General features: G+C 49.3%; 15 protein-coding genes. 12 read left to right on the top strand and 3 right to left on the bottom strand.

Translation table 11 applies throughout. The features are described from left to right. Positions 1–21: 21 nt before the first annotated feature. The gene (locus tag CTY47_RS07690) at positions 22–2073 is read right to left on the bottom strand and encodes a dipeptidyl-peptidase 3 family protein (RefSeq protein WP_199163410.1); all 2052 of its coding nucleotides are present in this window, start codon (positions 2071–2073) and stop codon (positions 22–24) included. A 268-nt stretch (positions 2074–2341) separates the two neighbouring features. Here CTY47_RS07690 and mnmA point away from each other — a divergent pair, with 268 nt between their 5' ends. From mnmA to CTY47_RS07735, 8 genes are all read left to right on the top strand, one after another. Beyond that, positions 2342–3430, top strand: a complete 1089-nt coding sequence (gene mnmA, locus CTY47_RS07695) for a tRNA 2-thiouridine(34) synthase MnmA (RefSeq protein ID WP_099464258.1) — start codon at positions 2342–2344, stop codon at positions 3428–3430. Between the two features lie 48 nt (positions 3431–3478). After that, on the top strand, positions 3479–3613 hold the full coding sequence (locus CTY47_RS07700) for a hypothetical protein (protein WP_394340710.1): 135 nt from the start codon (positions 3479–3481) through the stop codon (positions 3611–3613). Positions 3614–4067: 454 nt separating this feature from the next. Further along, positions 4068–5294, top strand: a complete 1227-nt coding sequence (locus tag CTY47_RS07705) for an AraC family transcriptional regulator (protein WP_099464259.1) — start codon at positions 4068–4070, stop codon at positions 5292–5294. 135 nt (positions 5295–5429) lie between these two features. Next, positions 5430–6512, top strand: a complete 1083-nt coding sequence (locus CTY47_RS07710; protein WP_233202125.1) for a DUF3575 domain-containing protein — start codon at positions 5430–5432, stop codon at positions 6510–6512. A gap of 6 nt (positions 6513–6518) precedes the next feature. Next, positions 6519–7577, top strand: a complete 1059-nt coding sequence (locus CTY47_RS07715; protein WP_099464261.1) for a DUF6562 domain-containing protein — start codon at positions 6519–6521, stop codon at positions 7575–7577. Positions 7578–7700: 123 nt separating this feature from the next. Next, a complete protein-coding gene (locus CTY47_RS07720; RefSeq protein WP_317044058.1) occupies positions 7701–8789 on the top strand; it encodes a DUF6562 domain-containing protein in 1089 nt (362 codons plus the stop codon). Positions 8790–9078: 289 nt separating this feature from the next. Then, the gene (locus tag CTY47_RS07730; protein WP_004348478.1) at positions 9079–10314 is read left to right on the top strand and encodes a site-specific integrase; all 1236 of its coding nucleotides are present in this window, start codon (positions 9079–9081) and stop codon (positions 10312–10314) included. Positions 10315–10326: 12 nt separating this feature from the next. Further along, on the top strand, positions 10327–10689 hold the full coding sequence (locus tag CTY47_RS07735) for a hypothetical protein (protein ID WP_004348477.1): 363 nt from the start codon (positions 10327–10329) through the stop codon (positions 10687–10689). Between the two features lie 80 nt (positions 10690–10769). Here the strand turns inward: CTY47_RS07735 and CTY47_RS07740 are convergent, their stop codons facing one another. Continuing rightward, positions 10770–11075, bottom strand: a complete 306-nt coding sequence (locus CTY47_RS07740; RefSeq protein WP_004348476.1) for a helix-turn-helix domain-containing protein — start codon at positions 11073–11075, stop codon at positions 10770–10772. Between the two features lie 31 nt (positions 11076–11106). Then, a complete protein-coding gene (locus CTY47_RS07745) occupies positions 11107–11406 on the bottom strand; it encodes a helix-turn-helix domain-containing protein (RefSeq protein ID WP_004348475.1) in 300 nt (99 codons plus the stop codon). Between the two features lie 202 nt (positions 11407–11608). Between CTY47_RS07745 and CTY47_RS07755 the strand changes: the two genes are divergently transcribed. The 4 genes from CTY47_RS07755 to CTY47_RS07770 all read left to right on the top strand — a co-directional run bounded on the left by CTY47_RS07755 (position 11609) and on the right by CTY47_RS07770 (position 16057). Further along, positions 11609–11965, top strand: coding sequence for a helix-turn-helix domain-containing protein (locus CTY47_RS07755; protein ID WP_002561004.1), 357 nt, complete (start codon positions 11609–11611; stop codon positions 11963–11965). A 3-nt stretch (positions 11966–11968) separates the two neighbouring features. Next, positions 11969–12319: a helix-turn-helix domain-containing protein gene (locus tag CTY47_RS07760; protein WP_004291454.1), complete on the top strand. Its 351-nt coding sequence runs from the start codon at positions 11969–11971 to the stop codon at positions 12317–12319. A 20-nt stretch (positions 12320–12339) separates the two neighbouring features. Further along, positions 12340–13908, top strand: coding sequence for a DUF3945 domain-containing protein (locus tag CTY47_RS07765; RefSeq protein ID WP_004348473.1), 1569 nt, complete (start codon positions 12340–12342; stop codon positions 13906–13908). Between the two features lie 61 nt (positions 13909–13969). Beyond that, positions 13970–16057: a type IA DNA topoisomerase gene (locus tag CTY47_RS07770; protein WP_005790822.1), complete on the top strand. Its 2088-nt coding sequence runs from the start codon at positions 13970–13972 to the stop codon at positions 16055–16057. The last annotated feature ends 94 nt before the right edge of the window (positions 16058–16151 follow it).

Consider the following 16151-nt stretch of genomic DNA (forward strand, 5'->3'; position numbering starts at 1 on the left):
TGCCAACTATCAATTGCCTTTTTAATTATAAGAAGGCAAAAACGAATACTCTTTACTATAGCGAAGCATCTGATCGGCATAGCCTTCTGTATAGTCCAAAACAATATCTACCACCTCGCCTTTTTCATTCTTCACCTCTTTCATAACCGGATTCACAAATCCTTTATATGGAGCAAGATTAAGTTTGGCATAACGTTCCAGCACTTCGGCATGCAGTTCCGGATCCACTTTTACACCATAATCTTCCACAAGTTTCTTGCCGGCTACAAAATCACCTTCACTTTTAATACGTTGCACTTCGGCCAACAGTTCTCCAAACAGATTGCGTAACTTAGCATAATCATTTACAACAACAAAAGTCTTTCCGTCTCTCTTTTTCAGTTCTATTACATTGTCGGTTTTTCCTTTTTCAAATACCCATTTGGCAATTAGCTGACGGTTACGCATATGAGCTTCTTCTACATTCTTTCCCTTTTCAATACGGACAAGTTGAGTCATCAAGCCATTCATTATATATTTATAATATTCGGCCTTATATGCCTCTGCATCCGGCACAAGTCCTAATTCTACTATTTTAGGATCGCCCAGATAATACAAACCAAACAAGTCGGCACGGGTTTCTTCCAGTGTAGAACTATAAGCCTTCAATGCATCCGGATCGGTACCTGGCAGCAGTTTTCCTGAACCATGTCCCAGGCATTCATGCAAGTCGGTATGTAAATTATCTGTTATAAAACCGTATTTATTCAAAGCGTTTCGCTCGGTTTCGCTCCATACAAACTCTTCGTTAAAGCCGTTTCCCTGGGAAGCTTTATCGTATGCCTCCGTAATATTCTCTATTGTCACCGACTTTGAACCATGGTCCCGGCGAATCCAATCTGCATTCGGAAGATTAATGCCAATCGGAGTAGCCGGATAACAATCGCCACCTAACATAGCTACTGTAATTACTTTTGCGCTAACGCCTTTTACTTTTTCCTTTTTAAACCTGGTATCTACAGGAGAATGATCTTCAAACCATTGGGCACTGTCGCTAATCAATTTTGTACGTTTAGTGGCTCCGCTGTTTATAAAGTTAACAGTCGATTCCCAACTGGCTTTCATTCCCAGCGGGTCACCGTATGTTTCGATGAAACCATTTACAAAGTCCACCTCCGAATCCGTATCTTCCACCCATAAAACAGAATAGGCATCAAAGGTTTTCAAATCTCCGGTCTTATAATATTCTATCAGCTTTTCTATAATAGCTTTCTGCGCATCATTCTCGGCAAACGGCACTGCCTTTTGCAGTTCAGCCACGATCTGTTCTATTGCCTGAGAATATAATCCTCCGACTTTCCAAACCTTTTCAACTATTTTTCCGTCTTCTTTTACCAAGCGGCTATTCAATCCATACGAAACAGGCGTATGATCTTTCGGATCTTTCATTTTCCCATAATAAGCTTCAACTTCCGGCTGGGTAATACCGCCACCATAATAGTTATTGGCCGAAGCTAATATAATATCTTCATCTCCACTCTGAATCGTTCGTTTAGCCATTACTGCAGGATCAAACAATACAGGAGACAACTCTTGTATCAACTGCTCCGCGCCCTGCCCGTCACGAACAGGAAGCTTTGCAACATCAACCTGTCGGACACAATCTGCAAAAAACTCTGGGGTAAAGGCTGGAATAAATTTATCTTCAGCATAATGATGATGAATGCCATTAGCAAACCAAACTCGTTTCAGGTAAGTTTCCAATGCTTTAAACTGCGGATTTTGTTTATCTCCTTCATAATTTTGATAAATAGCTTCCAACGTACGGCGGATAGCCAGGTTGTAACGGTTATTCTGGTCATACAAAATATCACGTCCCATCAATGCCGCTTCAGACAAATGATACAGAAGTTGCTTTTGTTTCAGTGAAAGAGACTCAAAACCGGGTACTCTATAACGAAGTATTTGCAGGTCGGCAAATTGATCTGCAACATAATCAAAATCATTGTTATTTACTTCGGCCTTCTCAGCCTTTTGGCCTGTACAGGCTGTCATCGCCATTGCAGTCATAAGTGATACTATTATTTTCTTCATACAATATTATATCTTGAAGTTCTTTCTATAATGTATATCAAAAACAGGTTATCATGCAAAGATAACTACTTTACCACATTCCGAAAACAAATAGTAAAACTTTTAGCCTTGCTTAAAGAATTCCTTATTATTTCTTCAGCATAAAGCTTTTGTTTCACCCCGATGAAACCCCTATAATCAACAGTAAAAGGATTTATTTCATTGCCACTACCCCGGCTCTCTGTTATCTAAAAAAATAACAGTACCTTTGTACTTTATATTTTAATTTATGGAAATAGCAGCATTAGTATCAGGAGGAGTAGACAGTTCTGTCGTTGTTCACATGTTAAAGGAAGCGGGATACAATCCCACCATCTTCTATATCCGGATAGGAATGGAGGATAAAGACGGTTACATAGACTGTCCTGCAGAAGAAGACATCGAGATCACTTCTTATATTGCCCGTAAATATGGCTGCAAATTTGAAGTGGTTTCTCTGCATGAAGAATATTGGGAACGGGTCGTAAGCTATACGATCGATTCCGTTAAACGCGGCCTTACGCCAAATCCCGACATGATGTGCAACAAATTCATCAAGTTCGGATGTTTTGAAGATAAATGGGGTAAAGACTTTGATAAGATAGCAACCGGCCATTATGCCACGACAACAGAAATAAACGGCAAGGTATGGCTTTCGACAGCCAAAGACCCGGTAAAAGACCAGACCGATTTCCTCGGACAAATCACCCGTTTACAAATCAGGAAACTGATGTTCCCTATTGGCCATTTAATGAAAAGCGAGGTACGTGCTATCGCAGAAGAGCAAAAACTCCCCAGTGCCAAACGCAAGGATAGCCAAGGCATTTGCTTTTTAGGAAAGATCAACTATAACGATTTCATAGAGCGCTATTTAGGACGACGCGTAGGCAAAATTGTAGAACTGGAGACAGGAAAAGTTTTAGGCAAGCATAATGGTTATTGGTTTCATACCATCGGACAACGCAAAGGTTTAGGCTTAAGCGGTGGCCCTTGGTTTGTGATCAAGAAGGATATCAAACGCAACATTATCTATGTTTCCAACGGTTATGACCCGGAAACGCAGTACGGCAAAGTAATTAACCTAAATGGCTTCGATTTCATTACAGAAGACCCATGGGGAGATTTTGCCGACGAAAAGGAAATTACGTTCAAGATCCGTCATACGCCGGAATTTACCCACGGACGTATTCGCCGCATAGGCGACCTTTACCGCATAGAATCCGACAACAAAATTCAAGGAATAGCTCCCGGTCAATATGGTGTGGTTTACGACAAAGAACACCATCTTTGCCTTGGCAGCGGCATGATTATAGAGGAAGAGAAAGCAAGATTATACTAAAACCGTCTGCCTATTCATTAAAAGAGATTGTTGTACAAGCAAAAAACATTGAGCGTAAAAACGATCGCTTTGTTGTATCCATATCTTCCACAACAGGTAAAGACGGGACAAGAGAAGACAGAAGCTACAGCCGGCAATTTAAGTGTACAGATAGATAAAATGAAGCAGTCTACATCCAGGTAGAAAAGAGCTTTGTCGGCAAGAAGCCCCGAACCTGCTGTCGCAAGTTAGTATTTTCGTACCGTCCGGTGAAAACAATTGCCATGCTATTTTGATAAATAAATGGTATCCGTTATCTTTGTGCACATTCCGCTTTTCGGGGCGGAATGAGACATGTGACAACGGAAGCGTTTAAAAATACCGATCTCCATAAATCAAACTTCGCAACTTTGGTTCAGTGTTGTTGGAGAGATGGTAGCGACAAACGCTCACGTCCTTTTGTTATATACTTACTTATTGCAACCCTTCCGGGTATGCTACGTGGTAGCCTATATACATAAGTGGCGTGAGTACTGTTGCTTTATCTAACAACACGGGTATTGCGAAGACCTGATTTATGGATAAAGTTAACAGTGGCTCACGTCTTTCTTGTGTTCAGACGCGATGAAACGTAGTGTAAAATGAATAGGATGATTTTATGAACCTGATTATTCCCGAATGGGAATCCGTTTTGCAGATGTTGGTACCGATGTGTACCGTTATCTGCATGGCGGGAGCGATTTTGCTTCTTCTTCATGCAGAAGGCAGTCGTTCCAAGCGTTTGCTGGCGTATGTCATGCTGGCTTGGGGAGTAGCTTATGCAGCCCGTGCCTTTGGTATTTTGTTCGGCTTTATGGGAACGATGGAGAGTAACATCCTTGCCCCTTTTGTCTTGATAGCCGGCAATCTTTATGCCATCATTACCCTTTTCTATCCTCTTGAAGTCGTCCGTCCCGGCTGGCTCAACCCGAAACGCTGTTTGCTGGTCATGTCCCCTTACCTGGTGATTGTAGCTTTCTATTTTGCGGTTATGTATCTGCTCGGCGAAACTCCTGTCTGTCTGGCTCATTGGGGTACCTTTCTCATTAATATGAGACAATTCAATGTCTGGTACAGATTAGTTATCGCTTTTTCCGTGTTTGCATATATTGCTTATCTGATTCTGATAGTCTATCGCTATGAGGTTTCATACCGGCAATGGTGTGATGCAAACTATGCTTCGACCGAAGACATGGAAATATCCTGGCTGCGGTTTTACGGTTTGGGGACGATGTTTATCATGTTCGCTTTCTGCTGGATATTGCTGGATGGCAATACTTATTGCTATATAGTACATAATATCATAGTCCAACTGTTTTTCGGTTTCATCTTTTACAAAGGCTTTTTCCATGAAAACCCGTATCCGGAAAACTTCTTCCGCCATACCATGAATGAAGAAGAAGCCCGGAAAAATGAAGAAGTGGAAAAACTGCTGCCTCCTTTAACCGTGGATAATGTGGAACAACAGGAAAAAAGTATGAATGAAACGGTATTCCTTGTAAAACTGCCCGAATACAAAACAGAAGTACAGCAATGGATGGAAGAAACAAAACCTTATTTGCGTAAGGATTTCAAATTGATGGATGTGGCAGGGGTACTTCCGTTGAACCGGACTTATCTTTCACAGGTATTCAATGAAGGCTGGGGAGAAAGTTTCAGCGATGTGGTACGCAGCTACCGCATACATTACGCCGAAGAGCTGTTGCGGAATCATCCGAGACTTACAGTCAACCAGGTTGCTCTGAAATCCGGCTTCACTTCACCTTCGGCATTGCACCGGGCTTTTGCGCAATATCACGACGGGATTACACCTAAACAATACCGTGAAAAAGAGAATTCAAGATAAAACAGACCTCAATCCCGCATGAATACTAAGATTTTGATAAAATGACAATATAGTTTTGACGAATTGCAACTTAATGATATATAGCTTTGCGAAACAGAGCAAACAACGATAGTCAAAAAACAAATATATGTATTGATGAATAAAAAAATCATTAGTTGCCTGATAACGGGGTTCATTCTTTGTTCCTCATTGAATGCACAAACATTCGTTTTCCATTACCCGCCTTGCATACAAATGTTCAAGGCGGACTACAAAAGTAACCGGCAGACATTACAATTATTGAAGAAACAGTTGCAAACGTTTTCCAAAGGAAAGGATACGCTCTATGTGAACGGTTATTCCGGGGAATGTGGTAATGACTCCCGCAACCGGCGTACCGCTTTTTACCGTTGCAACAACCTGAAAGGTTTTCTTATCAATTACTATGGATTGCGCGAACGCGATTTCAAGACAGTAAATATCCCTCACAACCATCCCGATTTGGGGGATATAATCATAATCAGCTATTCACCACTGCCACCACTCAGGCAGATGGAAGAGGACGCATCGGAATCCCTTCCGGCTGAGAAAGATGAGAAAGGACAGAAGACCGAAGAAACCACTCCGGTTGTTGTGGAAAAAGAGACGGAACCGGTTAGAGAAGAACAGGAAATAAAGGAAGAGATACAACAAGCGGAACAACCGGCCCTCACGGTAACGCCGGAAACCGCATCTTCTTCCGGTCGCTACCTCGCCGTCAAGACCAACCTTGCGGCATGGGCGGGTACAATTATGAATGTCGCCGCCGACGTGCAGGTGAGCGAACATTTCTCCGTAGAATTGCCCGTACTCTGGTGTCCGTGGTACGTCAGCGACAAACATGCCGTGAAGACGTTTACCATCCAGCCCGAAGCCCGCTACTGGCTGTCACGTCCCGGTACGGGGCATTTCTTCGGCGTACATGCACACGTGGGATGGTTCAATGTAAAGTGGAACCGCGACCGCTATCAGGACACCTCCCGTCCGCTACTCGGAGCAGGCATCAGTTACGGTTATCTGCTGCCCTTTAATGAACATTGGGCAGGCGAGTTTACGCTCGGCGCAGGCTATGCTAATATGAAATACAACACCTATTATAATATAGATAACGGCGCACGCATAGACACCCGAACGAAGAACTACTGGGGCATCACCCGCGTGGGGCTGTCCGTTGTCTATCGCTTCAACCTTAAAAAGTAACGGCTTATGAAACAGAAATACACGATAGGATTTCTCGCCCTTGTGCTGACAATCGTCCTTGCCGGTTGTGTACACGATTACCCGTCCATGACGGAAGACGGCGAAGAGGGCGTTGACCCTACGCTCGTTGAGGTCAACACCGAAGTGACGCTCGATTTGGAACTTGTTCCGCTGGAAATCATCACGCAGAAAAATGCACGCAGCGGAACCCATAAGGCCCGCAGCGGAACAACGAAAGCCGCCGACGGCTACCGCCGCCGCTTCATCATCGAGGCGTGGCGGGAAGGCAAGCCCACAGCCCGGCAGGTAACGGTGATGGAGACCGCCGAAGAAGAAAACGGCGACGGGAAAATCTCGCTCCCCATTCATCTGAAACTTCATGCGCTGGACTATACCCTCGCCGTATGGACGGACTACGTAAAGGCAGGTACGACGGACGACCTCTATTACAATACGGACAACTTGCAGCAGGTAGCCTGCCGCGACCCCTATACGGGCAGTACCGACTATCGCGACTGCCTCTACGGCTCCGCCGTCCTCGACCTGCGGCAATACCGCGACGAATGGAACGCCCGGGTGCAGGTGAAAGTGGATATGGTGCGACCGCTGGCGAAGTATGAACTGATAGCCACCGATGTGAAGGATTTCCTCCGCAAGACAAAGAAGCAGCGTGCCGACGATGAAACATTCACCATCACGTTCTCCTACGGCTTCTACCTCCCCACGGTGTTCAACGTCCTCGCGGGCAAGCCTGCGGATTCGCGCACGGGCATAGCCTATACCACTCCGCTCACCGTCCCCGCGGACGGGCAGAAGGAATGCACCATCGGCACGGACTTCGTGTTTGTGAACGGCACGGAATCGTTTGTCAGCCTTTCGATGGAGATACGCGACGGCGGCGGCGACGTCATCAGCCGCACCACCGGGCTGGAAGTGCCCTACCGGCGGGGACACCTCACCACCGTGCGTGCCCGTTTCCTCACCAACGAGATGCAGGGAGGCGTGGACATAGACGACGATTTTGACGGGAATATAGACGTAGACCTCGACGGTCTGCTACATTGATAAAAGAGTGAATTACCAATAAATTAAAATTTTAAATTACTGAACACATGAAAAAGTATCATCTTTACCTCTGGATTATCGCCCTCGTGGGGCTGATGACCTCGTGCAGTCAGGACGAAACCGATGCGCTGCATCCTCGAAGTATGGACGAAAGACCAAATGAGTCCGGCCTTGAAACACCGGGAAGAAAAAGTGGGACTGACCGGCAACAACGTAGTATTCGATTTCAAGATAGATGAAGGCACATACGACTGCCTTTTCTGGGCGGACTTTATCGCAACGGATGCAAACGGTCTGTCTGCCACAATCGGAGGCCTAAGCAGCGGGCATTACGACGACAAGTTTTATGGCACTGCTAACTCCACCAACGGTCTGAAAGCCATCTCGATTATTGAAAGCGCGTACATCTTTAACACCGATGCCCGGGATGCTTTCTTCGGTCACTATGTATTAAATAAAGGAACGGCAGCCGTGACAAATCCCTCTATCCCTGCACTGACCCGCCCGTTTGCCAAACTGACGATAAAAGAAAAGAATGCTACAAACTACGGCTATTGCAACGGGCTGACTGCCACGTATGATGTGCCTACCACGTTTAATGTACTGGACGGAACGGTTGGTAGTGGCACGGCTCAGGTGACTTGCAGCAGCAAATCAGCCGAACAGCAGACCCTCTTCTCCGACTATATCTTTACCGATGCCTCTTCCACTTTAGGCAGTATTAATTTGACCTTTACAGGAGTGTCGGGTAAAGATTTGCAGTCGGTCACCATCCCTGCCGGAATCCCCCTCAAGCGCAACTACAAGACCAACGCTGCCGGAAGCCTGATTTCGGAAAAGCCGGTACCCATCAAAGACGTGAAACTGACTGTGGACATCAACAGCGACTGGGCAACGCCGGATGAGGAGTACGATAACGAAGTCGCCATTGCCAGAAATATCCTTGACCTTGCAAAGACCGAGGGAAGTGGCGACGATGCCAAAGCCTACAAATACACCATCGACACCCCCGAAGAACTGGCGGCGCTCGCCACGCTCGCGAACGCCGATGCGGTGATAACGGGCAGCACCAATGCTAAATATAGTGAAGCCAACTACAAGCTCAGCGGCAACATCGACCTCAAAAACGAACCGTGGACACCGATAAATTATTTTTATGGTACTTTTGACGGACAAAGTTACTACAAAAAAGTGAAATGCGGAAAGTTATAGTGATAGAATTGAGTTACAAGGGTTTTAGTTGAAGTGGCGATAATTCGTGAAGCCATTACAATCCCTGCCGAAGCCAAATCCTGACGCCGCAACGTTACTTGTTCGTAACCATGCCCGAAAATGCGACAAACGGGTACGGATAGCGAAACAATACGTTAAGGAATAGTGAGTTACCGATAACTCACGCAAAAATTTCGGTTACGGAAAAAGATTGCTCCGTTCCTCCCCGTTTTGCGTACCGACACCGGACTCTTCACCAACTAATTTTGAAACCAAAAAATTAAGGACGATGAAGAGTACATTTTCAGTAATCTATTACCTCAAGCGTCAGGTAGTGAAAAAGGACGGGACAGTACCCGTCATGGGACGCATCACGGTGGACGGCAGCCAGACGCAGTTCAGCTGCAAGCTGACAGTCGATCCGAAACTGTGGGACACCAAAGGTGGACGTGTCACAGGCAGAAGCGCGGCGGCACTCGAAACGAACCGTATGCTTGACAAGATGCGGGTGCGCATCAATAGGCACTATCAGGAAATCATGGAACGTGACAACTTCGTCACGGCTGAGAAGGTGAAGAACGCTTTTCTCGGACTGGAACACCGCTACCACACGCTGATGCAGGTGTACCGTCGTCACAATGAGGACTATGAGAAACAGGTGGAAGCAGGCATGAAAGCAAAAGGTACACTGGAAAAGTACCGTATCGTTTACAAGCACCTGCAAGAGTTCCTCGACATCCGCTACCATGTGAAGGACATCGCACTGAAAGAGCTTACCCCCGCTTTCATCTCCGACTTCGAGATGTTCCTGCGCACGGACAAACACTGCTGCACCAATACCGTGTGGCTGTACGTCTGCCCGCTACGGACGATGGTGTTCATCGCCATCAACAACGAGTGGCTGACACGCGACCCGTTCCGCGAGTATGAAATCAAGAAGGAGGAAACAACACGCAGTTTTCTGACCAAAGAGGAAATACGCCTGCTGATGGACGGGAAACTGAAAAACGCCAAACAGGAACTGTACCGTGACCTCTACCTGTTCTGCGCTTTCACCGGGTTGTCGTTCTCGGATATGCGCAACCTCACGGAAGAGAATATCCGCACCTACTTCGACGAACACGAGTGGATAAACATCAACCGCCAGAAAACGGGCGTGGTGTCCAACATCCGCCTGCTTGACATCGCCAACCGCATAATCGGCAAATACCGTGGGCTGTGCGAGAACGGCAAGATATTCCCCGTCCCGCATTATAACACGTGCCTTGCCGGTATCCGTGCCGTCGCCAAGCGTTGCGGCATCACCAAGCATATCACGTGGCATCAGAGCCGCCACACGGCAGCCACGACGGTATTTCTCTCTAATGGCGTACCTATCGAAACCGTCAGCTCCATGCTCGGACACAAGAGCATAAAGACGACGCAGATTTACGCGAAGATAACCAAAGAAAAACTCAATCAGGACATGAAGAACCTTGCCGCAAGGTTGAACAGTGTTGAGGAATTTGCAGGTTGCACCATCTAAAAAAGAGAAGCCATGAAACGTGACATAATCATCATAGAGGACAAGGCGGTCAGCGTAACCGGTAACGACGTGTGGATGACCGCCACCGAAATCGCCGGACTGTTCCATACGACCGTCCCGGCAGTGAACGCCGCCATCAAAGCCATCCGCAAGTCGGACGTGCTTAACGACTACGAGGTGTGCCGCTACATGCAACTTGAAAACGGACTGTACGCAGATGTGTACGCGCTTGAAATCATCATCCCCGTCGCCTTCCGGCTGAACACCTACAACACCCACCTGTTCCGCACATGGCTGGTGGGAAAAGCTCTCGCCAAAGAGAAACGGCAGGCATACGTGATGTTCATACAGAACGGAAAAGCCGGGTACTGCTGATTGCGCATACCACATAAGACAAGGAAACGGGCAGCACCACAAAAAGTGTCGCCCGTTTCCTTTTTTCTTGCCAACCGCGCTCACTCCAGCGGCTTGCGGTAATTTGCTTCCAGCACTTCACGCAGCCCCGTTTCCGGGTAAAGCACCTTCCCTCCCAAAAGTATGAAGGGCAACACGCGGTTGTTGCGGTATTCCTGCAATGTGCGTCGGCTTACGCGGAGCAGTTCCGCCACCTCGCCGTCCGTCAGGTAACGTTCCCCGTCCAGCAGAGGACGGTAACTTTCCAGAAAGGCGGACAGCCATTTCGAGCCTTTGCGCATATCCTGCACCACAGAGGCTATCGGCTCGTCTTCCATCGTAAAAACATCGTTGTTCTCGTTCATCATAACTTCGGATTCAGTGGGTGAATAAATCAAATCATCTGCCGTGCGGATAGAGCGTGCCGATAAGCGGTATCAGCCGCTTCACCTCCTCCGGCTTGTAATAAAACCTGCGGTTTATCTGCGAGTAGCCGATAAGCCGCCTGTCGCGCAGCGTCTGCAACGTGCGCGAACTTATTCTCAACTGCCTACAGACTTCCTCGCCCGTGAGCCATCTTTCCATGCGCCTCGTGTCGCTTTTGCGCCTCAGGGCGGCGACCTTCTCCGAGAGTGCGCCGAATGCCGCCACCATCATCTCGAAAGTCTTTTTCTCGATAGATACTATTTCCATATTCATGCAATTATCGGTTTGCCCGCAAAGGTAACGGTACGGTCCTGAACACGTGCCGTTTTCCGCTGAAAGGCTGCCTGTTGCGCCGTTTGACCGGGTTACGGAGCCATCTTCCGTAAAAATCTTACGTGAGTCACGTAGTGAGTTGTTAAAGCCCCTTTTGTTTATTGCCGATTTTTGCTGCAGAAACAAAAAGAAAGGACTGAATATGAAAGTGATAACGATGGAAAGTTCCGCCTTCCGGTCATTGACGGAACAGATAGCGGAGATTGCGGCACACGTCCGTGCCGCCTCCGGCGACAAGAAAGCGGCATCGCCCGACAGGTTGCTCACCACACGCGAGGCGGCGCACCTGCTTAACGTGAGTACCCGCACCCTCCAGCGTATGCGCAGCGAGCAACGCATCGGTTATGTCGTGCTTCGCGGTAAATGCCGCTACCGGCAGTCGGAAATAGACCGCCTGCTTGAAGCGTGTGCCGTCAACGAGGACGCGGCGACACCGCAGGAATTGAAACGCAACCACACGCTGCGCACTGGCGGCAAACCAAAAGGAAGGAGGACATAGGTCATGGAACTGCTCACACGAAACAACTTCGAGGGCTGGATGCAGAAGCTGATGGAACGGCTCGACCGTCAGGACGAACTGCTGCTGGCGATGAAGGCTGAGGGGAAACAGCCTACTATCACGGAAAGCATCCGCCTTTTCGACAATCAGGATTTGTGCATGCTGCTCCAGATAAGCAAGCGCACACTGCAACGCTACCGCAGTGTCGGCGCATTGCCCTACAAGACACTGGGCAAGAAAACCTATTACAGCGAGGAGGATGTGCTGACATTCCTTTCCAACCATATCAAGGACTTCAAAAAAGAAGATATAGCCTTCTACAAGGCTCGTATCCATAATTTCTTTCATAAATAACCCATTAAAACATTTTTCAAATGGCAAAGAAAAAAGACGAAAAGGACGTGCTGGTAGTCCGTGATGAGAAGACGGGCGAGATCAGCGTGGTAGCCGGGCTGAATGCAGACGGCACACCCAAGCGTACCCCTGCGAAAGCTGAGAACGCGCAGAGTTTCCTGCAATTCGACCGACAAGGCGACGTGCTGGACAACTTCTTCAAGAACTTCTTCCGGCAGTGCAAGGAACCCAGCCGCTTCGGTTTCTACCGCATCGCGGCAGACCAAGTGGATTCCATGCTTGGCGTGATGAAAGACCTGCTTCAGCATCCGTACCAGAACAAACAAATCCTTGCACCGCACAAAATCGACACCTTCCCTTATCAACAGCAGGTGCAGGAAGAGATGGCGGCACAAAAGACAGAGAAACAAGAACCTCAAAAACAGGAAAACATGGAACAACAGAAAGAACAGCAGGAAAGCCCGCAACAGACGCAGGGCAGACAGGGCTACCAACCCATCAACGAGAGCAAAATCAACTGGCAGGAGCTGGAGGACAGATGGGGCGTGAAGCGTGACGACCTTGAAAAGTCCGGAGACCTTACGAAGATGCTCCACTACGGCAAGTCCGACTTGGTAAAGGTCAAGCCCACCTTCGGCGGCGAATCATTCGAGCTGGACGCCCGCCTCTCCTTCAAGAAGGACGGTGAGGGAAATGTCAGCCTCGTGCCGCACTTCATCCGCAAGGAGCAGAAGTTAGATGAGTACAAGGAACACAAATTCTCCGACGATGACCGGAAGAACCTGCGCGAAACGGGCAACCTCGGCAGGGTCGTGGACATTGAGGACAGGGAAACGGGCGAAATCATCCCCTCCTACATCAGCATCGACCGCAAGACGAATGAAATCACGGACATTCCGGCAAACAAGGTGCGCATCCCGGAGCGCATCGGCAAGACGGAAATCACCAAACAGGAGCAGGACATGCTCCGCGCCGGACTGCCCGTGCGCGACAAGCTCATCGAGCGCAACGACGGCAGGAAGTTCGTCACCACCCTTCAAGTGAACGTGGAGCAGCGCGGCGTGGAGTTCGTGCCGGGAACCGGAAGGTCGCCCCGTACCGCACAGACGCAGGAAGCCAAAGGTGACACCTCGAAAAGTCAGGCGCAAGGCGGGGAAAATGCCGCACAGACCAAGAAGGAGCAACGCCGCAACACGTGGATGAACGAGGACGGCAGCATCCGCCCCATCAGCAAATGGAGCGGCGTGAACTTCACCGACAAGCAGAAAGCCGACTACGTGGCGGGTAAAGCCGTGAAACTGGAGAACGTGACCGACAAGCAGGGCTTCCATGCCACGATGTATATCAAGTTCAACCCGGAGAAGGGCCGCCCGTACCGCTACGAAACGAACCCCGACAACGCCCAGCAGGTCGCCCCGTCCAACGAGAGCCGCACACAGGTGGCGGTGAACAACGAGGGCAAAACCAACGAGGCGACAAAGAACCTGAAAGAGCCTTTGCAGAAAGGTCAGACCGCCCCGAAGGACGACCGCCAGCAACAGCAGCAGGAGAAGCCGAAAAAGAAGAACAACAAAGGCATGAAAATGTAATCCCGTGTCCGCCACTGAATCCAAAATAAAATCCAAAGTATCAACAAAAAAGCAAGAAAACATGAAGACAATCATTGCAGAAAAGCCCTCCGTGGCACGTGAAATCGCCCGCATCGTGGGCGCGACAAAGAGAGAGGAAGGATATTTCGAGGGAGGCGGCTATGCCGTGACATGGGCATTCGGACACCTCGTTCAGCTTGCCATGCCCGACGGCTACGGCGTGCGCGGATTTGTCCGTGACAACCTCCCGATTATTCCCGACACATTCACGCTCGTCCCCCGTCAGGTCAGGACGGAGAAAGGTTACAAGCCCGACAGCGGCGTGGTGTCGCAGATAAAAGTCATCAAAAGACTGTTCGACACAAGCGAACATATCATCGTGGCGACCGATGCCGGACGCGAGGGAGAGCTTATCTTCCGCTACCTCTACCACTATACGGGTTGCACCACTCCTTTCGTGCGCCTGTGGATCAGCTCTCTCACCGACAAAGCTATCCGTGAGGGACTGCGGAAACTCGAAGACGGCAGCAAATACGACAACCTCTACCTCGCCGCCAAAGCGCGGAGCGAATCCGACTGGCTCGTGGGCATCAACGGCACACAGGCGTTATCCATCGCCGCCGGACACGGCACGTATTCCGTGGGGCGGGTGCAGACACCAACGTTGGCTATGGTATGTGAACGCTACTGGGAGAACCGCCGCTTTACGTCCGAAGCATTCTGGCTGCTCCATATCGCAACGGACGGTTGCGACGGCGAAGTCGTGAAATTCTCATCCTCCGAGAAATGGAAAGAGAAAGAACCGGCGATGGAACTATATAATAAGGTAAAGGCGGCAGGTTGCGCCACTGTCACGAAAGCCGAGCGCAAGGAGAAGACGGAGGAAACTCCCTTGCTCTACGACCTGACCACGCTCCAGAAAGAAGCCAACGCCAAGCACGGCTTCACGGCGGAACAGACGCTTGAAATCGCGCAGAAACTCTACGAAAAGAAGTTGATAACCTATCCGAGAACGGGAAGCCGCTACATCCCCGAAGACGTGTTTGCCGAAATTCCCAAACTGCTCGCTTTCATCGGCACACAGCCCGAATGGAAAGACAAGGTGCGGGCAAAAGCCGCCCCGACACGCCGCAGCGTGGACGACGGCAAGGTGACAGACCACCATGCCCTGCTCGTCACGGGTGAGAAACCGCTCTTCCTCTCCAAAGAGGACAATACCATCTATCAGATGATTGCCGGGCGCATGGTCGAGGCATTCTCTGAGAAATGCGTCAAGGATGTGACCACTGTCACGGCGGAATGTGCCGGAGTGGAGTTTACCGTAAAAGGCAGCGTCGTGAAGCAAACCGGATGGCGTGCCGTCTATGGCGAGGAAAAAGAGGAAATTACCATCCCCGGCTGGCAGGAAGGCGACACGCTGACACCGAAAGGCTCGTCCATTACCGAAGGAAAGACCAAACCCAAGCCGCTGCATACCGAAGCCACCCTGCTCTCGGCAATGGAAACGGCGGGCAAGGAAATTGAGGACGACGCACTGCGGCAGGCGATGAAGGACTGTGGCATCGGTACTCCCGCCACACGCGCCTCCATCATCGAAACGCTTTTCAAGCGCGGTTACATGGAACGCTGCAAGAAGTCGCTTGTTCCCACCGAAAAAGGACTTGCCCTCAATTCCGTCGTCAAGACGATGCGCATCGCCGATGTTGCCATGACGGGCGAATGGGAAAAGGAGCTGGCGCGTATCGAGCGCGGGGAACTGTCCGCCGACACCTTCCGCAAGGAGATAGAGGCGTACACACGTGAGATAACCTCCGAACTGCTCTCGTGCGACAAGCTCTTCGGCAGCCGTGACTCCGGCTGCGCGTGTCCCAAGTGTGGCACGGGCAGGATGCGGTTCTACGGCAAGGTGGTACGCTGCGACAACACGGAGTGCGGACTGCCCGTGTTCCGGCTGAAAGCGGGACGCACCCTGTCCGACGATGAAATCAAAGACCTGCTCACCGAAGGGCATACCAAGCTGCTCAAAGGGTTCAAGAGCAAACAGGGCAAGAGTTTCGATGCTGTTGTCGCCTTTGACGGGGAATATAACACGACTTTTGTGTTCCCGGAGGCTAAAAAGGGCAAGAAATTTTCAGGACGGAAGAAATAGTATTAACTTTGCCACTTGTTCAGAGTAATGAATTGTTCTTCGATACCGGATTACACTCATACTTTGGATTTAGTGGTGGCACTCGGAGGGATAC

It is taken from the genome of Parabacteroides provencensis (assembly GCF_900232875.1).
GTDB classification, from domain to species: domain Bacteria; phylum Bacteroidota; class Bacteroidia; order Bacteroidales; family Tannerellaceae; genus Parabacteroides; species Parabacteroides chinchillae.